The 23,051-nt window shown below is 62.3% G+C and carries 24 protein-coding genes; 14 read left to right on the forward strand and 10 right to left on the reverse strand.

Annotation, left to right across the window (positions count from 1 at the left end; all coding sequences use genetic code 11):
- Positions 1-27: 27 nt before the first annotated feature.
- Positions 28-1,725: a fumarate hydratase gene (locus CJ178_RS28555; protein WP_033234479.1), complete on the reverse strand. Its 1,698-nt coding sequence runs from the start codon at positions 1,723-1,725 to the stop codon at positions 28-30.
- A gap of 172 nt (positions 1,726-1,897) precedes the next feature.
- Here CJ178_RS28555 and CJ178_RS28560 point away from each other — a divergent pair, with 172 nt between their 5' ends.
- The 6 genes from CJ178_RS28560 (at position 1,898) to CJ178_RS28585 (ending at position 7,766) form a co-directional block, all read left to right on the forward strand.
- Positions 1,898-2,920 carry an alpha/beta hydrolase gene (locus CJ178_RS28560; protein WP_095888725.1) on the forward strand — a complete coding sequence of 341 codons (1,023 nt, stop codon included), beginning with the start codon at positions 1,898-1,900 and terminating at the stop codon, positions 2,918-2,920.
- A 10-nt stretch (positions 2,921-2,930) separates the two neighbouring features.
- A complete protein-coding gene (locus tag CJ178_RS28565) occupies positions 2,931-3,938 on the forward strand; it encodes an alpha/beta hydrolase (protein ID WP_045069438.1) in 1,008 nt (335 codons plus the stop codon).
- Between the two features lie 70 nt (positions 3,939-4,008).
- Entirely contained in the window at positions 4,009-4,482 is a 474-nt protein-coding gene (locus CJ178_RS28570) for a VOC family protein (protein WP_033234476.1), read from the forward strand.
- 106 nt (positions 4,483-4,588) lie between these two features.
- Positions 4,589-5,353: a CPBP family intramembrane glutamic endopeptidase gene (locus tag CJ178_RS28575; RefSeq protein WP_033234475.1), complete on the forward strand. Its 765-nt coding sequence runs from the start codon at positions 4,589-4,591 to the stop codon at positions 5,351-5,353.
- Positions 5,354-5,404: 51 nt separating this feature from the next.
- Positions 5,405-6,805, forward strand: a complete 1,401-nt coding sequence (locus tag CJ178_RS28580) for an amidohydrolase family protein (protein WP_033234474.1) — start codon at positions 5,405-5,407, stop codon at positions 6,803-6,805.
- Between the two features lies 1 nt (position 6,806).
- A complete protein-coding gene (locus CJ178_RS28585) occupies positions 6,807-7,766 on the forward strand; it encodes an antibiotic biosynthesis monooxygenase (RefSeq protein WP_033234473.1) in 960 nt (319 codons plus the stop codon).
- Here CJ178_RS28585 and CJ178_RS28590 read toward each other — a convergent pair.
- A complete protein-coding gene (locus CJ178_RS28590; protein WP_033234609.1) occupies positions 7,754-7,981 on the reverse strand; it encodes a PLDc N-terminal domain-containing protein in 228 nt (75 codons plus the stop codon). The genes CJ178_RS28585 and CJ178_RS28590 overlap by 13 nt on opposite strands.
- An 841-nt stretch (positions 7,982-8,822) precedes the next feature.
- On the opposite strand from CJ178_RS28590, the gene CJ178_RS28595 reads away from it, so the two are divergent.
- Complete coding sequence (locus CJ178_RS28595; RefSeq protein ID WP_033234472.1) at positions 8,823-9,587, forward strand: DUF1906 domain-containing protein; 765 nt, start codon at positions 8,823-8,825, stop codon at positions 9,585-9,587.
- On the opposite strand, the gene CJ178_RS28600 is transcribed toward CJ178_RS28595, so the two are convergent.
- Positions 9,574-10,074: a nuclear transport factor 2 family protein gene (locus CJ178_RS28600; protein WP_095888523.1), complete on the reverse strand. Its 501-nt coding sequence runs from the start codon at positions 10,072-10,074 to the stop codon at positions 9,574-9,576. The genes CJ178_RS28595 and CJ178_RS28600 overlap by 14 nt on opposite strands.
- A gap of 246 nt (positions 10,075-10,320) precedes the next feature.
- On the reverse strand, positions 10,321-11,784 hold the full coding sequence (locus CJ178_RS28605) for an MFS transporter (protein WP_095888524.1): 1,464 nt from the start codon (positions 11,782-11,784) through the stop codon (positions 10,321-10,323).
- A 75-nt stretch (positions 11,785-11,859) separates the two neighbouring features.
- Here CJ178_RS28605 and CJ178_RS28610 point away from each other — a divergent pair, with 75 nt between their 5' ends.
- On the forward strand, positions 11,860-12,351 hold the full coding sequence (locus CJ178_RS28610) for a MarR family winged helix-turn-helix transcriptional regulator (RefSeq protein WP_045069445.1): 492 nt from the start codon (positions 11,860-11,862) through the stop codon (positions 12,349-12,351).
- Here the strand turns inward: CJ178_RS28610 and CJ178_RS28615 are convergent.
- The 3 genes from CJ178_RS28615 to CJ178_RS28625 all read right to left on the reverse strand — a co-directional run bounded on the left by CJ178_RS28615 (position 12,342) and on the right by CJ178_RS28625 (position 14,044).
- Complete coding sequence (locus tag CJ178_RS28615; protein WP_045069448.1) at positions 12,342-12,641, reverse strand: hypothetical protein; 300 nt, start codon at positions 12,639-12,641, stop codon at positions 12,342-12,344. The genes CJ178_RS28610 and CJ178_RS28615 overlap by 10 nt on opposite strands.
- Positions 12,642-12,720: 79 nt before the next feature.
- Complete coding sequence (locus CJ178_RS28620; RefSeq protein ID WP_033234469.1) at positions 12,721-13,482, reverse strand: Rv1157c family protein; 762 nt, start codon at positions 13,480-13,482, stop codon at positions 12,721-12,723.
- 262 nt (positions 13,483-13,744) lie between these two features.
- Positions 13,745-14,044: a 4a-hydroxytetrahydrobiopterin dehydratase gene (locus CJ178_RS28625; protein WP_095888525.1), complete on the reverse strand. Its 300-nt coding sequence runs from the start codon at positions 14,042-14,044 to the stop codon at positions 13,745-13,747.
- Positions 14,045-14,060: 16 nt separating this feature from the next.
- On the opposite strand from CJ178_RS28625, the gene CJ178_RS28630 reads away from it, so the two are divergent.
- Positions 14,061-14,504, forward strand: a complete 444-nt coding sequence (locus tag CJ178_RS28630; protein ID WP_045069456.1) for a (deoxy)nucleoside triphosphate pyrophosphohydrolase — start codon at positions 14,061-14,063, stop codon at positions 14,502-14,504.
- Here the strand turns inward: CJ178_RS28630 and CJ178_RS32940 are convergent.
- On the reverse strand, positions 14,482-14,658 hold the full coding sequence (locus CJ178_RS32940) for a hypothetical protein (RefSeq protein ID WP_092807195.1): 177 nt from the start codon (positions 14,656-14,658) through the stop codon (positions 14,482-14,484). The genes CJ178_RS28630 and CJ178_RS32940 overlap by 23 nt on opposite strands.
- A 336-nt stretch (positions 14,659-14,994) precedes the next feature.
- Here CJ178_RS32940 and typA point away from each other — a divergent pair, with 336 nt between their 5' ends.
- The 5 genes from typA to CJ178_RS28660 all read left to right on the forward strand — a co-directional run bounded on the left by typA (position 14,995) and on the right by CJ178_RS28660 (position 21,004).
- A complete protein-coding gene (typA, locus tag CJ178_RS28640; protein WP_033234466.1) occupies positions 14,995-16,902 on the forward strand; it encodes a translational GTPase TypA in 1,908 nt (635 codons plus the stop codon).
- 154 nt (positions 16,903-17,056) lie between these two features.
- On the forward strand, positions 17,057-18,844 hold the full coding sequence (locus tag CJ178_RS28645; protein WP_033234465.1) for an ABC transporter family substrate-binding protein: 1,788 nt from the start codon (positions 17,057-17,059) through the stop codon (positions 18,842-18,844).
- A complete protein-coding gene (mshB, locus tag CJ178_RS28650; protein ID WP_095888526.1) occupies positions 18,841-19,722 on the forward strand; it encodes an N-acetyl-1-D-myo-inositol-2-amino-2-deoxy-alpha-D-glucopyranoside deacetylase in 882 nt (293 codons plus the stop codon). Before CJ178_RS28645 ends, mshB begins: the two co-directional genes overlap by 4 nt.
- The gene (locus CJ178_RS28655) at positions 19,719-20,144 is read left to right on the forward strand and encodes a hypothetical protein (RefSeq protein WP_033234463.1); all 426 of its coding nucleotides are present in this window, start codon (positions 19,719-19,721) and stop codon (positions 20,142-20,144) included. Before mshB ends, CJ178_RS28655 begins: the two co-directional genes overlap by 4 nt.
- A gap of 14 nt (positions 20,145-20,158) precedes the next feature.
- Positions 20,159-21,004, forward strand: a complete 846-nt coding sequence (locus CJ178_RS28660) for a uroporphyrinogen-III synthase (protein ID WP_095888527.1) — start codon at positions 20,159-20,161, stop codon at positions 21,002-21,004.
- Here the strand turns inward: CJ178_RS28660 and CJ178_RS28665 are convergent.
- Positions 20,964-22,511: a PH domain-containing protein gene (locus tag CJ178_RS28665; protein WP_179300859.1), complete on the reverse strand. Its 1,548-nt coding sequence runs from the start codon at positions 22,509-22,511 to the stop codon at positions 20,964-20,966. The genes CJ178_RS28660 and CJ178_RS28665 overlap by 41 nt on opposite strands.
- The gene (locus tag CJ178_RS28670) at positions 22,508-23,011 is read right to left on the reverse strand and encodes a PH domain-containing protein (protein ID WP_033234460.1); all 504 of its coding nucleotides are present in this window, start codon (positions 23,009-23,011) and stop codon (positions 22,508-22,510) included. The genes CJ178_RS28665 and CJ178_RS28670 overlap by 4 nt, the downstream gene beginning before the upstream one ends.
- Positions 23,012-23,051: the final 40 nt, after the last annotated feature.

A 23,051-nucleotide genomic window follows, 5' to 3' on the forward strand; every position in this document is an offset into this window, starting at 1 on the left:
CGCCGGGGCTCTTTGCTATCGGACTGTCTACAGACCCGGACGCTTGCCGATCGTCAGGGTTACCTCTCCGGTATGGGCAAAGAAGTCGTTGCCCTTGTCGTCTACGACGATGAACGCGGGGAAGTCCTCGACGTCGATCTTCCAGACGGCTTCCATACCCAGTTCGGCGTACTCGAGGATGTCGACCTTCTTGATGCAGTCGAGTGCCAGACGAGCCGCCGGTCCACCGATCGATCCGAGGTAGAAACCGCCGTGGGTGTTGCACGCGTCGGTGACCTGCTTGGACCGGTTTCCCTTGGCCAGCATGATCATCGAGCCACCAGCGGCCTGGAACTGCTCGACGTACGAGTCCATGCGGCCGGCCGTGGTCGGGCCGAACGAACCGGAGGCCATTCCATCCGGAGTCTTGGCAGGTCCGGCGTAGTACACCGGGTGATCCTTGAGGTACTGCGGCATTTCCTCGCCGGCGTCGAGGCGCTCTTTGATCTTGGCGTGCGCGATGTCGCGGGCCACGACCAACGGACCGGTGAGCGACAGACGCGTCTTCACCGGGTGCTTGGACAGCTCGGCGAGGATCTCGGCCATGGGCTTGGTGAGGTCGATCTTGACCGCTGCGCCCTTGCCGGTTCCGGAGATTCCGTCGGTTTCGGAGTCGAGCTGCGCGTCGGTGACCTCGGGCAGGAAACGGCCCGGGTTGAATTCGAGCTGTTCGAGGAAGACACCTTCGGGCGTGATCTTGGCCTTGGCCTGACGGTCTGCGGAGCACGACACGGCAATGGCAACGGGCAGCGAAGCGCCGTGGCGGGGGAGACGGACGACGCGGACGTCGTGGCAGAAGTACTTACCGCCGAACTGTGCGCCGATGCCGATCTTCTGCGTGAGCTCGAAGACCTTCTTCTCGAGTTCGTGATCGCGGAAGCCGCGGCCCGTGATGGCGCCTTCGGTGGGGAGCTCGTCGAGGTAGTGCGCGGACGCGTACTTGGCCGTCTTCATCGCGAACTCGGCAGACGTGCCGCCGACGACGATCGCGAGGTGGTACGGCGGGCACGCTGCGGTACCGAGCGAGCGGATCTTTGCCTCGAGGAACTGCATCATCGAGTCGGGGTTCAGGATCGCTTTGGTTTCCTGGTACAGGTAGGACTTGTTTGCGCTGCCGCCGCCCTTGGCCATGAACAGGAATTTGTACGAGTTCTCGTGTCCGGCAGCAGTATCGGCATACAGCTCGATCTGTGCGGGGAGGTTGTTTCCGGTGTTCTTCTCGTCCCACATCGTGATGGGGGCGTTCTGCGAGTAACGCAGGTTGAGGCGTGTGTAGGCGTCGTACACACCGCGGGCGATGGACTGCTCGTCATCACCGGGGGTCAATACGTGCTGTCCGCGCTTGCCCATGACGATTGCGGTACCGGTGTCCTGGCACATCGGGAGAACACCAGCGGCTGCGATGTTTGCGTTCTTCAGGAGATCGAGAGCAACGAACTTGTCGTTGTTGGACGCTTCGGGATCGTCGAGGATGCTCGCCAGCTGCGTCAGGTGGTCGGTGCGCAGGTAGTGGGAGATGTCGTGCAGAGCCGTTTCGGTCAGCAGACGCATCGCTTCGGGCTCGACCTTCAGGAAGGTCCGACCGTCCGGGCCTTCGACTGTCGACACCCCTTCAGTGGTGAGCAGTCGGTACTCGGTGGTGTCCTCACCGATCGGCAACAGGTCCTCATAGAGGAAGTCGGCCATCTTTTCTCCTGAACAAGGGTGCGTGCGAAGGTCTCGTTCAGGTTATCGTTGGGGGTTTTCCTCGATTACGCCGGGCGGTCGGACGGTAGTCGTGACTGGGTCGTTTGCCCTCGAAACGGAACATTTCGGGCAATAATGTCCATCTGTGCTCGGCAACTCGAGGGACGTTTTCATGAGAGGTATCCGCATAGCGCGTGCATTGATCGGTGCTGCGACGGCCGCAACCGTTCTCTTTGTCGTGTCGTCGCCGGCAGTGGCCGAGACGGGCGGTCCACGCGTGATCAGCGCCGTACCCGCGCAAGGCCGCCTCGTAGACATCGTCGTGTATTCACCGTCGATGGATCGCGGAATTCCGGTCCAGGTGCTTCGCCCAGCCGACACGTCGACACCCGCGCCGACGCTGTATCTGCTCAACGGGGTGGATGGTGGGAAGAACGACGCGACATGGTCGGTACGTACCGACGTGCCGGAGTTCTTCGCCGACAAGCACGTCAACGTGGTCACTCCGTTGGACGGGGCGTTCAGCTATTACACCGATTGGTTGCGGCCGGATCCGGGGCTCGCACAGATCAACGACAACAACGGCGTGAACAGGTGGACCACGTTTCTCACGTCGGAACTGCCGCACGTGATCGACGAGTATTTCGATACGACGGGCGAGAACGCACTCGGGGGGATCTCGATGGCGGGTACATCTGTGTTGAATCTGGCGATGAGTGCGCCGACGGTCTACAACAGCGTCGCTTCGTTCAGTGGCTGCGCGATGACCAGTCCCGGTCCGGGACAGGATTTCGTCAAAGTGGTCGTCGGGATCGGTGGGGGTAACCCCGAGAACATGTGGGGGCCGTACAACGACCCCGCGTGGGTTGCACACGATCCGGTGGTGAATGCGGAGAAGCTACCGCGAATTCCGATGTACATCACGACCGCAACGGGCATCCCCGGCCCGTACGACACGTTGGCAGATCCGCGAATCGACAACGACGTCGCGGTGCTGGCAGCGACGCTGGCTCTGGGTGGGGGCATCGAGGCTGCGACACATTTCTGCACAATGCAGTTGGCGGATCGCACCACCGCACTGGGCATGGATAACATCCGATACAACATCAAACCGGCCGGTACCCACTCGTGGGGCTACTGGCAGGACGACCTGCACGATTCGTGGCCGATGTTTGCCGCGTCCCTCGGCTTGTAAGGACTTTTGCATGCGTATGTCTCAGATCGCACTGGCGTGTGCCGTGTCGCTGGCGTCGGTCGTGGCTCTCCCGATCGTTGCGAGCGCGGACGAAGCAGCGCCGCCGGCACAAACCGTGTCCGCCGATGCGTCGCCGCGAATCGCCGCGACCACTTCGGTGTCGGAGCGGGAAGTGCTGCTCGACGTCGACAGTCCGGCGATGGGCCGCACGATGGCCGTGCGGGTGTTTCTCCCGGCCGATAGTTCGGAGCCTCGGCCCGTTCTGTACCTGCTCGACGGAAACTCGGGCCAGATCGAGGACAACAACTGGTTCGAACCGACGAAGGGCAATGCTCGGGAGTTCTTCGCGGACAAGAACGTTTTTGTGGTTGCGCCGATCGGCGGAACCGGAACCATGTACACCGATTGGCAGGAAGACCACCCGAAATTCGGCAAGCTCAAGTGGGAGACATTCCTGACCAAGGAATTGCCGCCATTGATCGACGGGGCGTTCGACACCAGTGGGCGCAACGCGATCGGTGGCATCTCGATGGGGGCCGAGGCCGCGCTCATGCTTGCCCAGCGGGCACCGGATCTGTACGACGGGGTAGCTGCCTACAGTGGGTGCTACACGACGGTGGGTGGATTCGGTAAGGCTCTGACGGATCTTGTTGTCATCAACGGAATGGCCACATCGGAGCAGATGTGGGGTCCGGTGGACAGCCCCGCGTGGCGCGAGCACGACATCTTTGCCAACGCGGACAAGCTTCGCGGCACAAAGGTGTACCTGTCATCGGGCACAGGATTGCCGGGTCCCCACGAAACACTCGAGACGCCCGACCTTGCTCGGGTCGTTGTCGTCGGTGGTGTCATGGAACTCGGTGCCAATCTGTGTACCGATCAGATTTCCGGTGTTCTCCGCAGTCACGGCGTCGATGTCACGCGCAGCGCGCAACCGGTGGGCACACACGGTTGGCCGTATTGGTCCGACGAACTGGCGCGTTCCTGGCCGGTGATCGAGTCGGCTCTGTTCGACTGAACTACCCGATGATTTCCGGCGGCCGGGACGGTCTATCCCTGTGAAGACCGTCCCGACCTAAGGAGTAGTCATGCCCTCGATCACCCCGTGCCTGTGGTTCGACACGCAAGCGGAGGAAGCAGCACAGTTCTACATCTCGGTTTTCGGCAAAGGGAAAATCATCGGAATCGAGCGATACGGCGAGGGATCGCCGTCCGGTCAACCGGCAGGGTCGGTCATGACGGTGGTGTTCGAACTCGACGGACAGCGATTCACCGGGTTGAACGGCGGACCGATGTTCACGTTCTCGGAGGCGGTGTCGTTCGAGATTCCGTGCGCCGACCAGGCTGAAGTCGACCACTACTGGTCGGCTCTGACCGAGGGCGGTGAGGAAAGCCAGTGCGGTTGGCTCAAGGACAAGTTCGGTCTGTCGTGGCAGGTGGTGCCGAACCGATTGATCGAATTGATGCAGGATCCCGATCGCGCAAAAGCCCAGCGTGTGATGGACGCGATGATGCAGATGAAGAAGATCGACGTGGCAGAACTCGAACGTGCCGCACTCTGAGAGTCGACTGTGAGTGTCGACGCAAACCTGGCGGGCACGTCAGCAGCGTCGGTACACTTGAATGAGTGAATTTTCAGCTAACTGCGGCGATGGGTGACGGCCTTATATGAGTTTTTCAACCGTGTCCGATGCTGCTGTCCTGAACACGGCCCCGTCTACCTCGCGTCCTCGCGTTCACGCGTACATCGACATCGCGGTGGTCATCGCGGTTCTGGTGGGAACCAATCTGATTGCGCACTTCACCACGGTGTGGGCGAGCATCGCGACGGTTCCGATCTCGGCGCTTGTGCTCCTCGCGATGAGCAAGCGCAGAGGGCTGGGTTGGGCGGAGTTGGGTCTGTCCCCGAAGCATCTCAAAAGCGGTTCGAAGTACGCACTCATCGCGGTCGGACTGGTTCTGACCGTCGTGGCGGTCGGCGCGTTGCTGCCGCTGACCAGGCCGTTCTTCATGGCTGATCGTTACGCGACCATCTCGGGCGCCATCATCGCGTCGATGATCATCATTCCCCTGCAGACCGTCATTCCGGAGGAATTGGCATTCCGCGGTGTCCTGCACGGGACGCTTAACCGGGTCAGTGGCTTCCGGGGCGTCGCCGCAGCGGGTTCGTTGACGTTCGGGCTGTGGCACATCGCGTCGTCGATGGGTCTGACCAGTGGAAACGCGGGGCTGTCCGGCTTCCTCGGTAATGGGGTCGTCGGCCAGATCGCCGGTATTCTCGGCGCGGTTCTGGCTACCGCGGCGGCCGGTCTCGTCTTCACCTGGCTTCGCCATCGAAGTGGCAGTCTTCTTGCGCCCATCGCATTGCACTGGTCCCTGAACGGCGCGGGCGCTTTGGCCGCAGCGTTCGTGTGGCACGCCACCATGAACTGATCCGGACAATTCGAACGCGCGGTATCGCCGCGACTGTGATTTGCTCAATGAGTGATACAGCTGCATCGGGGCCATATCTTCCACATTTCCGGTAGCCCGACGGTCGAGGGCGCGGCCGACGCGCTCGTCTCCCTCCCCGACGGTGTGCTCGCGATCGACGACGCCGGTGTTGTGGCTTTCTGTGGTGAATTCGACGCGTTGCCGCAGCATCTGCACGGCGGCGACGTCCACGATCATCGCCCAGGGTTTCTGCTCCCCGGATTCATCGACACTCACGTTCACTTTCCGCAGATCTACGCCGGTGACGCCTACGGCGGTGGACAACTACTCGAGTGGCTCGATCTCTGCGTGTTCCCCTCGGAATCACGATTGGCCGATCCGGAATTTGCCGCGCACGCCGCTGCCGCGTTCTGCGCTCGCCGGATAGCCACCGGAACTACCGCGGCAATGGTCTTCGGTTCCGCTTTTCCGCATGCGCAGGACGCGTTGTTCGCGGAAACTCAGCGAACCGGGCTTCGCCTCGTCAGCGGCCGTGGCATCCAAACCACGGGGCCCGAATCTGCAGCAGCGCTCATCACGTCCGAGGACGACGCGATCACACTGACCCGCGACGAGATCGATCGGTGGCACGGTGCGGACACCGGTGACGTTGACACTGCTCTCCTGCACGTTGCCGTCGTACCGCGGTTTTCTCTGGCCGTAACGACGGAGACCTTGAAGAATCTGGGGGAGTTGTACGACTCGGTGCGAGGCCGTGGCGTGTACTTCCACAGTCACCTCAACGAGAACAACAGGCCGGGCACAGGCGAAGTGGCGACGACGCTCGAGCGTTACCAGGTTCAGTCGTACCTCGATACGTACGACGGCAAGTTCCTGCCAGGCTCCGAAGTCGGTGGCAAGTCTTTCCTCGGACCCCGCGCAATTCTTGCGCACTCCGTCCACTGCCAGGATTCCGAATTGGCTCGGATGGCGGAGACCGGAACGTCGATTGCTCATTGCCCGACGTCGCAGCAGTTCCTCGGTTCCGGCACGATGCCGTGGAAGCGAACGGTGGCGGCGGGAGTCAACATCGCGATTGGTTCGGACTTCGGCGGCGGCGACGAATTCCTCCTGTCGCGGGTTCTGGGCGACGCTTTCAAAGTGCACATCTCGGAGGAGGGCGACAGCGCGCTTTCGCTCCACCCGGCCGAATTGCTGTTCACGGGAACACTGGCCGGAGCGCGTGCGCTGGACATGGAGAACCGCATCGGAAACCTCGACGCCGGTAAAGAAGCAGATTTCCTCGTCGTTGATCCGGCCGGGTGGCCGGCGCTGGGCAGTCTGATCAACTTCGGCACGCGGTCGCCTGATCCGATTCTGGCGCGTGATCAAACTCTGTTCGGATTGTTGATGGCGATGCGTGAGCCGGCGATCTCGCACGTGTACGTCCAGGGTCGCAGGGTGTCGACCTGACGTGTCCGGTTCGGCGACGGTTGTCACGGCCTATCACCGCCCCGAGAACGGTGGCGACGAGCTGTTCGCTGAGTGGGCCGCTCAGGCCGTCGTAACGGCAAAATCGGCTCGGGGTTATCTCGGCAGCGCAGTCAGTGACGGTTCAGAGCTTTCCGATTACGGTGTGTCCCATACCTTTTCCGGCGTCGACGAGCTGCATGGCTGGCTCGACTCTCCTGAGCATGCACGCGTCGTGGAGGACGGTGTGGCGCGCGGGGTCCGGGCCAAGAGTTCGGACCTTGTCCTTGTGGACGATGCCGTGCCGCCGCCCGGCATCGGCGTGTACGACCACACGGTTGTCGCCGGACGGCAAGACGAATTTCTGCGGACCCAGCATCGCCTGATCGCGGAAAGTTCGCGTTTCTCGGGGTACGAGAGTGCATTGCTGCTGTGCTCGACTGCCGATGCGACGCGGTGGCAATCGGTTCTGCGCTTCCGGACGGAACCGCAACTGTCCGCGTGGATGCGATCGGAGCAGCGGGCGGCGGTGTTGCCTGCGCTTCGCGAGGAGTTGGCGGAAGACTTCACCGAATCCGTGCGCTCCACCCCTTTCGGCACGATCTTGCGCACCGAGAACGGGCAGACGCGGGCGACTCCGAACTGGAAGACCGCGATGATCATTCTTCTGGTCCTCTACCCGACAGTGATGACGTTGTCGCGATTTCTCGGTCCGGTGCTCGACGGGATCGGCGCACCGCCCTGGCTGTCGATGTGGCTGAGCCAGATCGTCAGCGTCGGGGCGATGACGTGGTTCCTGATGCCGGCGGCGACGCGTCGGTTCGGTCGATGGCTCGACCCGTTCGACGGAGCGAAACTACGCACGAACGTCCTCGGCACCGCCGCTGTCCTGGCGATATATGCCGGGACGCTCGGGCTGTTCGCTTCCGTGAAGTGGTTGCAGTTCTGGGACTACTTCGACTGAATCCTGCCGCGCCGGAAGTACGTGATCGGTCCGAAAAAGTTGATCGCGATGATCGCTGCCCATTTGGCCTTACTGCCGTTGACCGCCGCACGATCGCGCTTCGCGAGATCGGCCCAGGCGGCGATTGCCAGAATCGACTGGATCGACCCCATCACGATCACAATGCGTCGTTGGCGCGGTGAGAGTTCACTCCATGACTTCTTGTTGCGGCTCATGACATCAACTGTGCCCGATGCGTCTGCAACGGCCCGGACATTTGGTGTGAATAGCATCACGTTCTGGGAGGTCGGGTTTGTTTCGGGCTTCGTTTCGATCGGCCTCGACAGGCATCAATGTTCTGTTAATCGCAGCCGTGGCTGAAGAGTTGCGCGGCATGGCGTCCGTGCGCCGATCGGCCTCGCGGGGAATCGTCCCATTCCTGGTCAGGGCGGCGCTAGTGCTGAAACAGGAACAATTAAGTTAGGCTTACCAACATCATTTGGCCGAATTGAGAGATTGCGAAGTAATAACCACTAATGGAAACCGTGTTCGGATATCGTTAAAAATAGGGCGAATTATCTCGATCGGATCACGCCTCCTGGGCGTTACCTGTGAATATGCGTTTGCCGCCTAGGTCCGAAGATGTAACGTCCCGGACACATTTGGTGTCGCGGAAGTAACGGAAGACCTCTAGTCTTAGCCCAGCAGGTCAGCAAGAGGGCCTGTTAGACCACTGATGTTTCATCTTCGACAGGAGTTAACACATGACCAGCGCTGAACTCTCGGGCCAGTTCTCTTTCATCACCGACTTCCTCAGCAACGCATCTGACCTGTTCAGTGCTCTGACGTTCTTCACGTCGCTCAGCTGATAACTTCCGGCCGCTACGGCCGATGACGATGGCCCTCGAAACGAAAGTTTCGGGGGCCATCGTTTTTGTTGTCGCTGGTCACGGCGGTGGTGTGGCTGGTGTTGGTCAAGTGCAAGGCGGTGGCCTTGTGACTGTGGTGCAATCGAGTGAATAAAGAAACTCGACTTTCCGCCTAGATCGGGCGGGATACGCCGATGATCGGAGCAGTGTGCACGTCTCACGAAGAAGTTTGTTCAAGTACGCGGCCGCAGGTTCTGCCGCCGCTGGACTGGCCGCGCTCAGTGGCACGGCGACGGTGGCCAATGCCGGCTCGCTCGGAACTCTGCTCGACTACTCCGCCGGGGTCCCGTCGGCGCAGTCGATTCGGGCGGGCGGCTACGCGGGCGCGATCCGCTACGTATCCGACCGCCGCCCTGACGCAAACTGGATGGTGGGGAAGCCAGTCAAAGCGGGTGAAGTGAACGCTCTGACAGCAGCGGGACTGCAGGTCGTGTCCTGCTATCAGTTCGGAAAAAGTGCGACGGCCGATTGGCGTGAAGGCCGCGAAGGCGGCAAGAGGCATGCAACACGGGGCCTCGAATTGCACCGTCAAGCGGGTGGACCCGAGGGGCGTCCGATCTACGCGTCCATCGACGACAACCCGTCGCCGGCCGAGATCAACAACCTCATCAGGCCCTATCTCGAGGGATGGGCGTCGGTGGTCGGCAATCAGAATCTTGGTATCTACGGAAACACCGGCGTGCTCGACGCGATGATCGGCGTGGGGGTCGGAACCTGGTACTGGCAACATAATTGGGGCTCGCCGAAGGGCTACGTCCATCCTCGGGCGCACCTGCATCAGTTCGAGATCGACAAGCGCACGGTCGACGGTATCGGCGTCGACCTGAATTCGATCCTTGCCCTCGACTACGGGCAGTGGTCATTGGCCGGTTCGATCGTGCCCAACATTCCGATCGGCTCTATCGCACCATAGCGCCGAATTTTGCCAACCAGGCGCGGGCATCCTCGGGAAGGTTGCCCGCGGCTTCGGCGGCCAAGCACCAGGCTTTGGTCATCGCCAGGAAATTCATCGGGTTGTATGCGTCTTCCTCGCGGGAGAACAATCCGTCTCCGGCGTAGTGCAGGATCGTGATGTTCGCGGCGCCGTGAGTGGATCCGTCGCCCGGGTCTTCCATAGGATTGTCGATTTCGCAGATGATCCACCCGCGCTCCTCGTCGATCACGTACCAGTTTGCGGGGAACTCCGTCATGCGTTTTCCCGGGAACTCGGTCATCGTGCGGGTAACCCACTTACGCACTGCCTCACGGCCGTTGAGGGTGCCGAAGGCATGCTCGACGTAGACGACGTCCTCGGTGAACATGTCGGCAAACGGATTCCAATCGCCGCTGCGCGTGCATTCGACGACGGTGTTCTGGAAACCCGTAAAGGCCTGATCGAGTTCAGCGCGTGTCCATGCCATGTGTGACTCCTCGGGTAGACGACCGAGTCAAATTAGAACATGTTCTCGTGTCCGAGAGGTGCGGATTCGGCCGATCTTGTGTTGCGGTACCGTCGTTGACGGGTCGGGACCCGTATTTGCGAGAGGAAATATTTTCATGGAGTTTCTCATCGACTTCATCTACACCCTGCTGTCGAAGCTGCAGATTGCCGGCAGCATCGAAGGCGCTTCGGAGAAGTAGCACCTCCCGCAGTTCTTACGGCCGTGTCATTCTTGCGGCCGCGACGTGGTTGATTCCCTGTGCGGCGCTTTCCGTTTGGGAATCAACCACGCGAAGATCATCGCTACGGCCGCCGCGACAATCGAAATCACGAACGTGGCTTTGAACATATCGAGCGTGGGGTAGACGCGGTCGTGGACCATGATGGTGGCACCGGCAAGCACAACGCTCACCACGGCGGCGGAACTCGAGGTTCCGATCGACCGCATCAGTGAGTTCAAACCATTGGCGGCAGCCGATTCCGTGATCGGAACCGAGCTCATGATGAGGGCCGGCATCGCCGAGAATGTCAGTCCCACACCAGCTCCGATCACCATTCCGGCCAGCGCGACTTGCCACACCGCGGACGTCGCGAAGAGGGCGGCGACGTAACCGAGTCCGATGACCAGCGATCCGGTCAGCAAGGTGATGCGCGGACCCTTCCAATCCGAGATGCGGGCGGAAACGGGGGAGAGTGCCATCATCACCAGTCCGGCGGGTGCGAGTACCAGGCCGGTGGTCACCATCGACAATCCGAATCCGTAGCCGGTGTCCTTCGGAGCCATGAGAAGTTGTGGCAACGACAGCGAATTCCCGTACATCGAAAAGCCGATGGCAATGGATGCGAGGTTGGTGAACAGCACTTGTTTACGTGCCGCGATTCGCAGATTCACCAGCGGCGCACTGCGTCTGAGCTCCCAGAAGCCCCACGCCACGAAGATGACGACCGACGACGCCAGTAGCCCCAGGGTCTTGGGATCGGTCCATCCCCACGTGCCGCCCTTGGTGATCGGCAGGAGCAGGGCGATCAGGGCAGCGGCCAGGCCGAGGGCGCCGACGAAGTCGAAACGTCCCGGTTTGCGGACGGATGACTCGGGAATGACGAAGAACACCAACAACATACAGAGGCAACCCAGAGCCGCGGACACGACAAACAGGAAGTGCCAATCGGCGCTCTGAGCGATGAGCGCGGCGATAGGCAGGCCGACAGCGCCGCCGACGCCCAGGGTGGCGCTCATGACGGCCATCGCGCCGCCCACCTTCTTCGGTGGCAGAACGTCACGCAGGATGGCAATGCCCAGCGGGATGGCACCAACGGAGGCGCCTTGGAGCGCGCGCCCGATCACCAGCACGATGAGCGACGACGACAGCGCGCAGATGACGGAACCGAGAACCACCAGGCCGAGACTGACCAGGATCATGCGTTTCTTGCCGAACATGTCGCCGAGGCGGCCGCTGATCGGGGTGATGACAGCAGCGGCGAGAAGCGTAGCGGTGATGGCCCACGACGTGTCGGCCGGCGACGCGTTCAGCAGGCTCGGTAGCTGAGGGATGATCGGGACGACCAGCGTCTGCATCAGGGCGACGACGATCCCGCACAGGCCGAGGACAGTGAGGATCAATCGTGGGCGCGGGGACACTGTCGCGTCGACGGCTGTATCCGTGTTCGACGGATGGGCGTGAACGGACATTCGGCTCCCGAAGTATGTGGGTAGCGCTTGCCACCTATTCTGTGCACGCTACACATTCTGTGTATCCTGCACAACGTGACGAATGCGCACGGACAAAAGCCGGACCCAGACCGCGACCTTGTCGACATCGAATACGAGTTGACGCTGTTGTCGCGGTATCACGCCCTGGCACAGCGCGCCGAACTTCATCTGGACCGCTCGGCATACCTGCTACTCGGGCGCCTGGAACTACAACAACCGATGAGCTTGAAAGAGCTGTCTTGCGCCTTCGGATTGGACATCTCGACCATCAATCGGCAGATCGGCGCTCTCCGTCGCCAAGGCTTGGTCGAACGCGTCGAAGACCCGGACGGCGGACTCGCGAGAAAGGTCCGCCCCACCGAGTCCGGTCTGGCACAACTGCGCGCGGACCGTGAACATTCGACTGCCGGTGTGGCAAAGGTGGTGCGAAACTGGACGCCGGAGTCGCGTCGGGCGTTGGGTGACCTACTGCGGCACTTGAACCAATCGGTGGAAGAACTCGAAGGTCGGACCTGGCCGCGGCCGGCACCCGACGATCACGTCTGAGTGTGAGCTAGCGTCGAATCCGGTTCGGGCGCAATCACAACCAGTTTCGGCCGGTCGTCCGGCGACGAGTGATTTCCGCGCCACGACATCAGTGACCACCGAGACAGCGCGGAAAACGCCGATCCGAGACTGGCAAAGGAACCAGAGCTCAGGATCGACCCGGCCGAACCGATGCTGCCGATCGACAGTATCGAGAAGGCGCTGCCGATCGACAAGATCGAGTGAGTGCTACCGATCGAAAGAATCGATCCTTCGGAGCGGATCGACAGAATTGATCTGGAATGTCCCATTCCTTGGTCTATCACGAGCACTGCACACACAAAAGAGGCCCGCCGAAAATTCGGCGAGCCTCTTTGCGTCGTTTGTGGATCAAGCCACTGCGAACATACCCACGGTCGGCAGGAAGCTGCAGGTGATGCGATCTGCGCCTTCGGGCTGGGTGGTCAGCGAACCGCTGATCACGGACAGCACGCGTCCCGGGCCGGTGTCGGCGATAGCCGACAGGGTGGCGGGGCCGTCCGGGTTGATGCGAGCGGCCGTGGTGAGATTCTGCGTAGCGCTGCGACCGTTGTCGATGTTGATCCAGGTGACCGTCAGCGGGACGGGCTGGTCATCGGTGGCCGGAGCAGTGCCAAGCGCGGTGAAGACAAACCCGGCCTGACCTGCGGCAGGTCCCGGAGGCGGCAGGTGTGCCGGGCCGGGAACGGCAAGTGCGGTGCCGACGGAATCAGCCGTCGCGGAGATGCAGCCCTTACCCAGAGTCGGGTACAGGAACTGTGCGATGACGGGTGCGTTCTCGTCCGGAATCGCCGGTCCGCCGCCGCCGCTGCCGTCGAGGAAGGTGATGACCTTCTCGAGCGTCGCCTTGATCTCGGGCGGGAGTCCGGCGGAATTGAGAATCGCGCGAGCCTGTGCGAGCAGATCGGCCTGCGGATTGCCGGCAACCTGGGTGACGCCCTGGGCGTCGACGGGTCCTGCGGCTGCGCCGATGATGGCGGGAGCAAACGATGCCAGGAACTCGATCGGCACACTGTCCGGTGTGGGGGCGGGAGCCGGATCGGCCATTGCCTGTGCCGGCAAAGCCAGTCCTGCTGCTGCGGCAATTGCGACGGCGGTGAACGCCTTACGCATACCTCGGGTTCGAAGCACTGTTTCCCCATCCTTAGTCAGACCGCGCAGGCGCCGTAGCGACCGCGTTGACGGCTCGAGGGGTCACTCTATGTAAGAGAGCCCCGGGTTGTACAGCCGTTCAGTTTCTGAGCAGCTACGGATCCCGGTGGAGTCTATTACATGACTGGCCTCGAAATGATTGCTTGCAGACCATACCCTGTGACAGAAGTGATCAATGTGAATATTGATGCAACTGTTATGTCGGTTTAGGTGGTTTCAGGCGTTAGTTTTTTGCCGAATCTGCGACGAGCGCATCGATTCTCCGAGCAAACTTCACGTCGAGTTCGGTAATGCCGCCCGCCGAATGTGTAGACAGTGTGTAGGTGACTTTCCGCCACCGGACGTCCATGTCGGGATGATGATCGGCGGCTTCGGCAGCTGCGGCGACGTCCTGAAGCAGCGCGACGGCTTCGGGAAATGTCGCGGATTCGACGACCCGCGTAATTGCATTATCGGATCTGTGCCAGTCGGGCAGTTCCGCGAGAGCAGCGTCGATCGCGGAATCGGACATCACGGAAGCCATACTCCATCATGGTGTCATGAGCGACGAGGCTGCAAGGGCTGGCGGGGCTGCCGACGAGTACGAGATAGTGGCCGGTGCAATCTTCCGTGATGGCCGGTTGTTGCTGGCGCAGCGCATCCGCCCGCCGGAGTTGGCGGGGATGTGGGAGCTTCCGGGTGGCAAAGTCGAGGCGTTCGAGACGCCGCAACACGCTCTCGAGAGGGAACTGGCAGAAGAATTAGGTGTTGTTGTCCGCTGCGGGCGTCGAATCGGCGTCGACGTTGCACTGGGTCGCGGACGAGTTCTGCGAGCGTATCGAGTGGACATCCTGGCCGGGGAGCCCGCGGCACTGGATCATGCGCAGCTTGCGTGGGTGGACGCCGACGATCTGGAAAAGTTCGACATGGTGGTGAACGATCAGGCGTGGATACCGGATCTGCTCACCGAATTGCGCAGGCTCAGGCTGCCCGAGCCATCTTGAGGCCGACCTTGAGTTCCTTCTTGGAGGCGCCGTTGTTCTCGAGCTTCCGCATCCGCATGATCACGACCGGACACTTCACGCAGCGAGTCTTCTTGCGGCAGCACTTCTTCTTGGGCTTGAGCTGCGAAACTTTGCTTGGCTTAACTTTTCCCATGTGGCACTGCGTCTTTCCTTCAACGGCGATGGCGGAGAACCGCACTGCAGACAAGGTTAGCGTAACCTTAAAAGCGCTGAATTGCCAGCAAAAGATTTACCTGCTGCAGTAGTGGCGAAAATCACTATCTGCAGGTCGTGGCCGTGATAGAGGACGCACTTTGCGCGAGCAGGTCTTCGGAGCGAGTAGTATTTACTAGGCCGCGGTGCCTTCTCGAGGCGATTCGTGCACGTACTCGGATCACACATTCGTGCAGCGGCCACCAGAAGAGCCGTGCGATGCGAGTTTCGCGTGGCCGATTACTTAGCCGAATTACTCAGCCAGGAGAGCCATCGCGTGACCACCACCAGCTTCCGTAACGTTGCCATCGTCGCACACGTCGACCACGGCAAGACCACCCTCGTTGACGCCATGCTTCGTCAGTCCGGCGCCTTCGAGGAGCGCGCCGAGCTGGTCGATCGCGTCATGGACTCAGGAGACCTCGAGCGCGAGAAGGGAATCACGATTCTCGCGAAGAACACCTCCGTACACAAGCGCAACGACGACGGCTCGATCACCGTCATCAACGTCATCGACACCCCCGGCCACGCCGACTTCGGTGGAGAGGTCGAGCGCGGCCTGTCCATGGTCGACGGTGTCGTTCTGCTCGTCGACGCTTCCGAGGGCCCGCTTCCTCAGACGCGCTTCGTGCTGCGCAAGGCGCTTGCTGCGTCGCTGCCCGTCATCCTGGTCGTCAACAAGACCGACCGCCCTGACGCCCGCATCGAAGAGGTTGTCTCCGAGGCACAGGATCTGCTCCTCGACCTCGCATCGGACCTGTCCGACGAAGCCGCCGAAGCCGCTGAGCTCGCGCTCGGTCTCCCCGTCCTCTACGCCTCCGGCCGTGAGGGCAAGGCCTCGACCGTGCAGCCCGAAAACGGCCAGGCACCCGACGCTGAAGACCTCACCGCACTTTTCCAGGTTCTGATGGAGTACGTCCCGGCCCCCAAGGGCACGTCCGACGCACCCCTGCAGGCTCACGTCACCAACCTCGACGCGTCCGCATTCCTCGGCCGCCTCGCGCTGGTTCGTATCCACAACGGTGAGCTGCGCAAGGGCCAGACAGTGTCCTGGTGCCGCGAGGTCGACGGCGAGCCCGTCATCACCAAGACCAAGATCACCGAACTGCTCACCACCATCGGTGTCGAGCGCGTTCCGGCAGAGGTTGCCTACGCAGGCGACATCTGCGCAGTGGCAGGCTTCCCGGACATCATGATCGGCGACACCCTCGCTGATCTCGAGAACCCGGTGCCGCTGCCCCGCATCACCGTCGATCAGCCGGCCATCTCGGTCACGATCGGCACCAACACATCGCCGCTCGTCGGTCGCGTCAAGGGTCACAAGCTGACCTCGCGCATGGTCAAGGCTCGCCTCGACCAGGAGCTCGTCGGTAACGTCTCGCTCAAGGTCCTCGACATCGGTCGCCCCGATGCGTGGGAGGTCCAGGGTCGTGGAGAGCTCGCTCTCGCCATCCTCGTCGAGCAGATGCGTCGCGAGGGCTTCGAGCTCACCGTCGGTAAGCCGCAGGTTGTCACCCAGGTCGTCGACGGCAAGGTCCACGAGCCGTTCGAAGAGCTGACCATCGACAGCCCGGAGGAGTACCTCGGCGCCATCACGCAGCTCCTCGCAAACCGCAAGGGCAAGATGGTCCAGATGTCGAACCACGGCCAGGGCTGGGTTCGCATGGAGTTCATCGTTCCTTCGCGTGGACTCATCGGTTTCCGTACGGAATTCCTCACGGATACCCGCGGAACCGGTATCGCCAACGCCGTGTTCGACGGTTACGGCCCGTGGGCCGGCGAGATCCGTGCGCGCCACACCGGTTCGCTCGTTTCGGACCGCTCCGGCTCCGTCACCCCGTTCGCCATGATCCAGTTGGCTGACCGTGGAACGTTCTTCGTCGAGCCCGGCGCAGACACCTACGAGGGCATGGTCGTGGGCATCAACCCGCGTCAGGAAGACCTCGACATCAACGTCACCCGCGAGAAGAAGCTAACCAATATGCGTCAGTCTTCCGCAGACGTGATGGAGACCCTCGCAAAGCCGATCAAGCTCGAACTCGAAGCAGCCATGGAATTCTGCTCCGGCGACGAGTGCGTCGAGGTCACCCCGGAGGACGTCCGCGTCCGCAAGGTGCACCTCAACGCAACCGAGCGCGCTCGTGAGCGTTCACGCAGCAAGTCCCGCGACAAGGCTTCTCTGTAGTCTTTCGCAGTAACAATCATGACAAGGCGAATGTGCCTTTTGCTCGGTGTTCTTCCGGCAAAAGGTACATTCGCCTTCATGGTTTCCAGGCATCGTGTTGGTTGGGAAACCGTGGACTCAGGCTGCGCGTGCCTGAAAACGGAAGGATATCTCTGTGGTTGCTGGACGTCGGTACCTGGCGTTGGCCGTGGCGGTGACAGCGTTGTCTCTGACGGCGTGCACTGCTGATCCACCGCCGCCTGTCGAGAGCACCGAGACGGTCAAGCCGACTACGACGCCCGTCACGCCGGCAATGCGGGTGGTGTCGGTGGCTATCGACCAGGTGGGTGACGGATTCAATCCCCACCTCCTCGCCGATTTGTCCCCGGTGAACTCTGCCGTCGGTAACTTGGTGTTGCCCAGCGTATTTCGTCCGATCAGCTCGCCCGTGCAGCCCGGCCAGGCCGAGTGGGTCCTCGACGACTCGTTGGCCGTTTCCGCGGAAGTTGTCTCGGAGGCGCCGTTCACGATTCGCTATCAGCTCCGCAACGAAGCGCAGTGGTCCGACGGCGCACCGATCGCCGCCGAGGATTTCCGCTACCTGTGGCAGCAGATGATTTCGGTTCCCGGTGTTGTGAACCCGGCCGGGTACCAATTGATTTCGGACGTAACCTCGTCCGGTGGAGGCAAGACCGTGAACGTCGTGATGCGCGCGGCGTATCCGGCGTGGCGTGAACTCTTCACGGATCTTCTTCCGTCCCACCTTGTGAAGGACACCCCCGGCGGTTTCAGTACCGGTTTGAGTGAGGGAATTCCGGTGTCGGGGGCGCACTTCCACGTGCGCTCCGTCGACCGTGGCCGAGACGAGATCATCCTCGAACGCAATGACAGGTTCTGGGGAGAGCCGTCGGACCCGGATCAGATCGTGATGCGCCGGGCCGGGTCGGCTGCGCAGTTGGCTGAAGCGATGCGCACCGACGATTCGCAGATCGCGCAGATTCATGCGGGTAGTGCTACCGACATTCAGCTGTCGGCGGTTCCGGGAGTGAGCACGGCCTTTACGTTTGTGCCGCGCACCCTCGACATGACGGTCAACGGACGCAGTGCCATGTTTGCCGACGTCCGGGTCCGCAAAGCTGTTCTGGGACTTCTGGATTCCGATCTTCTGGCAGTAGTGGCCGCGGGCAGTGAATCTGCTGCGGTTCCGGCAAAAGCGCAGATCCTCTCGCCGTCCGATCCCGGCTACGTACCGACGGCGCCGCCCAAGCAGAGTCGTGAGCGTTCGATGGAGCAATTGGTGGAATCCGGCTACGTCGTCGTGCCGCCGGCGGGACCGGTCGTGGTCGGGGGAACAAACGGAAGCGTCGTCCGTGACGGCAAGCCGCTCGAACTGACGCTCGGGGCGCCGGAGAACGACGACATCGCGATCGCGGTGGCCAACACCGCTGCCGATGAACTGCGGGACGCAGGAATTGCGGCCACCGTGAAATCCCTTCCGGCAGAAGAGCTGTACGGTAAGGAGCTCACGACGGGGAGCGTAGACATGGTGGTCGGCTGGATCCGCGCCGGCGTCGACCCTGCCACGTCGTTGGCGTCTCGGTTCAGTTGCCCCCTGACTCCCACCGTGCCGGTAACCACTACCGAGACTCCGGAGTCGACGTCTACCGCGCCGACGCCGACTACGGCCCGCGAGTCCGATTCGGAAGCGCCGAGCAATATTTCAGGACTGTGCGACCCTTCGCTGCAGCCGCGGATCGACGAAGCGCTCAGTGGGATCGGTGATTTCGGGGCGCTGATCGCCGACGCCGAACCCAAGCTGTGGGATCTCGCGGCGGTTCTGCCTATCGTGCAGGATCGCACGTTGGCCGCACTCGGAACCGGAGTCGAAGGTGTCACCCTGACCAGTCCGGTTCAGGTTGGAATATTCGGTGACGCAACCAACTGGGTGAGGGTGAAGGAATGACCGTCGTAAAGAAGAGACTGCTGCTGGTTCACGCGCATCCCGACGACGAAACGATCACCACCGGCGGCACCATCGCCAGGTACGTCGACGAAGGTGCCGAGGTGACCGTCCTGACCTGCACGTTGGGTGAGGAAGGGGAGGTAATCGGTGATCGGTGGGCCGGACTGGTTGCCGACGCCGCTGATCAACTCGGTGGCTACCGGATTGCGGAGCTGACCGCGGCGTTGTCCCGTCTCGGTGTGAGTGAACCCCGATTCCTGCTGGGAGCCGGTCACTTTCGTGATTCCGGAATGGCCGGGACGCCGTCAGCTGCCAATCCGCGGGCATTCGTCAACGCCGATCTCGACGTTGCGGTTCGCGCCGTGGTCGAGGTGATCCGGGAACTGCGCCCGCATGTGGTAATCACGTACGACACCAACGGCGGGTACGGCCATCCCGATCACATTCAAGCCAATGCCATCACAACCGCTGCCGTTGCCGCGGCCGGAACATCGGTCTATCCCGAGGCCGGCGAGCCGTGGAGCCCTCAGAAGTTCTACTGGACCGTGACCGAACGTAGCTCTCTGGAGCGGGCAATCGCGTCGATCGCTCAGGTGCCGGCGCAGTGGCGGCTACCTGAGCCCGGTGAGCTTCCCTGTGTGGTCGACGCGGACGTCACGACGGCGATCGATGTGAGCGCCGTTCTCGAGTCCAAGGCCGGCGCGCTGTCCGCGCACGCCACGCAGGTGACTGTCGCGCCGAGCCGCACCGAGTTCGCGTTGTCCAACAACGTCGTACAGCCCATCGTGCCGGTCGAGCATTTTGTGCTTGTCCGCGGCGAGTTGGGCCCGGTTGACGCAGACGGCCGTGAGGGCGACCTCTTCGGTGGGATCTCATGACCAGTGCTTCACCGGACGCAGTCGAAACACCCGACGGTAGATTTGCGTTTCTCGACCCGGTCATCCTCGGCGTCTTGATCTTCGACGGATTTCTGTGCGCCGTACTGTCGGTCATCTTTCTCCCGAGCTACCTCGGCACCACACCGTTTCCGGTCAGCATCCTGGTGGCAGCCGTGTTCAACCTCGGGTTGGTCATCGCGGCGCGGACAGTGACGACAACCGGTAAGGCAGCGCTTCCGCTGGCCGGTTGGATCGCCGGATTCCTTTTCTGCATGGTTGGCGGGCCAGGCGGCGACGTTCTGGTGTTGTCGTCGCCGCTCACTTTCCTGCTGCTTGTCGGCGCGCTGGCACCGGCGATCGTCTTTTTGTTTCGAGTGGCAAGCAAGGCGCTCGCGTCTATCGATACTTCGAAGCGTTCATAAGGGACACTTGCAGTGTGGCTGAACTAGATCTTGCGGGCGTCACGATCGCCCTGACCGCGGAGCGTCGTTCGGAAGAATTTGCGACGCTCCTCGAACGGCGAGGTGCGGAGACGGTCCGGACCCCGGTGATTCATGTGCTTCCTCTGGTTGACGACGCTGATCTGCGAGTTCAGACCGAGGCATTGATTGCGGATCCGCCGGAACTCGTGGTGATCAGCACGGGAATCGGGTTCCGCGGTTGGCTGGAGGCGGTGGAGTCGTGGGATCTGACGGAGCAGTTTCTCGGCGCGCTGAACCGGACTCGCATCGTGGCTCGCGGTCCGAAGGCGATGGGGGCGATCCGCGGCGCGGGCTTGCGTGAGGAATGGTCGCCGTCCGGGGAGTCGTCCGAGGAAGTGCTGAGGCACTTGGCCAGCGAGGGCGTCGACGGCGTTCGCGTGGCCGTTCAACTGCACGGGATCATCACCGAATGGGAACCGCTGACCGATCTGAGTGCGTCGTTGACCGACATCGGCGCGGTGGTCACGGCAGTCTCGGTCTACCGGTGGATTCGGCCGCCGGATCAGTCGCAGGTGCGTGCACTGGTCTCCGCTGTGCGTTCGGGCAGTATCGACGCGCTCACTTTCACCAGCGCCCCGGCAGTGTCGTCCATGCTCAGCACGGCCAAGGAGATGGGGGAGTTGGAACGCTTCGTCGCGGCGATGCGAGACAACGTGCCCACCTATTGCGTCGGCCCGGTGACGGCCGCACCGTTGGAACTTCTGGGCGTGCCCACCATCCAACCGGAACGCTCGCGCCTCGGTGCGTTGGCGCGGTTGATCATCGAGGATTTGCCCAGACGTCGCGCGCTCCGGGCGTGACGGCTTCGATCAGACCCCACGCATTCTCGGCGGGCAGGTCGATCACGTCGTAGCCGCCGGTGCCTGCCGGGGTTGCGGCGATGACGGTGGCAACTCCGGCGCGTCGCTGGAAGAACGTTTCACGGACCGTCCAGCCGATCACGCCGTCGGCTTCGAGGCTGTGCCGTTTGCGGTCGAGGGAGCCGCTGCGGGTGATGAGCCAGCCGGGTAGTACCGCGTGGCCGAGTCCGTTGTACCGGTCGAAGGCAAGCCCCGCTCCGCCCACAGCGAGCACGACGACGGCGACCCAGACATAGGTGGGCACGTGAACTCCGAAGATCAGGCAGACCACTGCCGCGACCGCAACGGCCACAGCAGGGAACAGGGCTCGGGTGTATCGGCGGCGGCGGGCCGCCCCACCGTGGGGAATGAGCGGAACGGACGCCTGCCGGCTGTCGCCGATGACCGTTGCCATGACGCGTTCTGCTTCGGCCCGTGGGCCTTGCGGCAGCAGGAGCGAGGATTCTTTTTTCTCCGCACTCACTCCCGTCATGATCGCGTCCAGGCGCGCACCGCCTGCAAGTCGAAGCAGGAGAGGTTCTTTGAGCGTCGTACCGCGCAGCCGGGCCCGGTCCAACGTTGTCGCCCTGGTCTTGAGCAGCCCGTGGCTGACGTGCAGGATGCGACCGTTGTCGGTGAGCGTCATGTCGCCGAACGCGATCAGATACTGAATGCACGCAAAGGCGCTGGAGAGGATGAGCAGTGCCACCAGCAGAACAATGACCAGCACGGTGATGCCGAGGCCTTCGAGCGATTCGACGCTTCCGGTGACCGCGGACGACTTCGCGATCGCAGAGCCGATTCCGTATTGGAACGCGATGCCGACGATTGCCGCGATGATCGCGATGCCGGTGAAAGAGAAGGGCGCAAACCGAACCCAGCTCACGTGCCAGTGCCCGATTTCGACGTCCGCAGACACCGGCGACGTCGGTGTGTCGAGCGTGGGCTTGCCGCGAGACTCGCTCAGCAAGGCTGCGCGTAGATCCGGAACCAGCGCACTCGAGAGTGCGTTGAGCTCGAATTTGTTGGAATCATGGCCGTTTCCGGCACGCTGCCCCGTGCCGATTCGCACGATCGACAGCCCCAGCACGCGGTGCAGGACTCCGGCTTCGACGTCGACGGACCGGATGCGACTGCGCGGCACCGAGAGCAGCTTCTTCTGGAAGACGCCGGTGCGCAGCTGAACGTGGACGGGGCCGATGCGATAGGTGGTGGTGAAATACCGCAGGAGGCCGTAGATCACGAGCAGCGTGACAACACCGAATCCCCAGTAGTGGTTGCCGCTCTGGCTGCCGAGAACAAAGGAAATCAGCAGGACCGGAAGCAGTTTGACCACTTCGTTGATCGGATGGACCAGCAGCATCCGTCGGTCGAGGCGAAGCCACGGCTGTTCCTGCTCCGCGGCCTCGGCGGCTGCGGATTCTGCTTCGTCGGGAATGTCGATCATGAGTTTGTCGATTTCGTTCATGTCGCGTCGCTCGAATTGGTCCCGGCGATTGCAGTCAGTTGTGCAACTGTACGGTCGGCCACGTCCTGATCGAGGGCGGAGATCTTCACGGCACCTGCCGACGATGCCGTAGTCACGGTGACGGTAGCGAGCCCCAGCATCCGGTCGATGGGGCCACGTTCGGTGTCGACGGTCTGGACCCGCGAGATCGGGGCGATGCGTCGTTCCTGCGTGAACCAGCCGGTGCGGGTGTACACGGCGGTGTCGCTGATTTCCCAGCGATGCACCCGGTAACGCCACATCGGCACCATCAGAATGTGTACCGCTGCGCAGAACACGGTGACCGCACCGACTGCCCCCACCACCCAGGTCGGCAGGCCGGAGATCAGGATCGCGCAGACAATTTCGGCGACGATGACCGGCGCCCAGAAAAGCGCTGCGGTGATGGCCCACAATCTGGGTGCTTTGGTGCTCGGACGCCACAGCGGATCGGCCATGGTGATGGTGTTAGACGCGGTCATGGTGCTTACTTTGGTCGAGTTGAGGCGTTCTGTCGACAAC

It is taken from the genome of Rhodococcus sp. ACPA4 (genome assembly GCF_002300185.1).
In the GTDB taxonomy this organism is placed as follows: Bacteria; Actinomycetota; Actinomycetes; order Mycobacteriales; family Mycobacteriaceae; genus Rhodococcus_F; species Rhodococcus_F globerula.

Bases quoted from the DNA above. Each gene is read 5' to 3' on its own strand.
- CJ178_RS28625 (WP_095888525.1), bottom strand. From the start codon at position 14,044: ATGGCTTCCGTGATGTCCGATTCCGCGATCGACGCTGCTCTCGCGGAA.
- CJ178_RS28600 (WP_095888523.1), bottom strand. From the start codon at position 10,074: ATGGCATGGACACGCGCTGAACTCGATCAGGCCTTTACGGGTTTCCAG.
- CJ178_RS28655 (WP_033234463.1), top strand. From the start codon at position 19,719: ATGACCAGTGCTTCACCGGACGCAGTCGAAACACCCGACGGTAGATTT.
- CJ178_RS28590 (WP_033234609.1), bottom strand. From the start codon at position 7,981: ATGAGCCGCAACAAGAAGTCATGGAGTGAACTCTCACCGCGCCAACGA.
- CJ178_RS28630 (WP_045069456.1), top strand. From the start codon at position 14,061: ATGAGCGACGAGGCTGCAAGGGCTGGCGGGGCTGCCGACGAGTACGAG.
- CJ178_RS28620 (WP_033234469.1), bottom strand. From the start codon at position 13,482: ATGCGTAAGGCGTTCACCGCCGTCGCAATTGCCGCAGCAGCAGGACTG.
- CJ178_RS28670 (WP_033234460.1), bottom strand. From the start codon at position 23,011: ATGACCGCGTCTAACACCATCACCATGGCCGATCCGCTGTGGCGTCCG.
- CJ178_RS28605 (WP_095888524.1), bottom strand. From the start codon at position 11,784: ATGTCCGTTCACGCCCATCCGTCGAACACGGATACAGCCGTCGACGCG.
- mshB (WP_095888526.1), top strand. From the start codon at position 18,841: ATGACCGTCGTAAAGAAGAGACTGCTGCTGGTTCACGCGCATCCCGAC.
- CJ178_RS28615 (WP_045069448.1), bottom strand. From the start codon at position 12,641: ATGGGACATTCCAGATCAATTCTGTCGATCCGCTCCGAAGGATCGATT.
- CJ178_RS28575 (WP_033234475.1), top strand. From the start codon at position 4,589: ATGAGTTTTTCAACCGTGTCCGATGCTGCTGTCCTGAACACGGCCCCG.
- CJ178_RS32940 (WP_092807195.1), bottom strand. From the start codon at position 14,658: ATGGGAAAAGTTAAGCCAAGCAAAGTTTCGCAGCTCAAGCCCAAGAAG.
- CJ178_RS28560 (WP_095888725.1), top strand. From the start codon at position 1,898: ATGAGAGGTATCCGCATAGCGCGTGCATTGATCGGTGCTGCGACGGCC.
- CJ178_RS28565 (WP_045069438.1), top strand. From the start codon at position 2,931: ATGCGTATGTCTCAGATCGCACTGGCGTGTGCCGTGTCGCTGGCGTCG.
- CJ178_RS28570 (WP_033234476.1), top strand. From the start codon at position 4,009: ATGCCCTCGATCACCCCGTGCCTGTGGTTCGACACGCAAGCGGAGGAA.
- CJ178_RS28665 (WP_179300859.1), bottom strand. From the start codon at position 22,511: ATGAACGAAATCGACAAACTCATGATCGACATTCCCGACGAAGCAGAA.
- CJ178_RS28555 (WP_033234479.1), bottom strand. From the start codon at position 1,725: ATGGCCGACTTCCTCTATGAGGACCTGTTGCCGATCGGTGAGGACACC.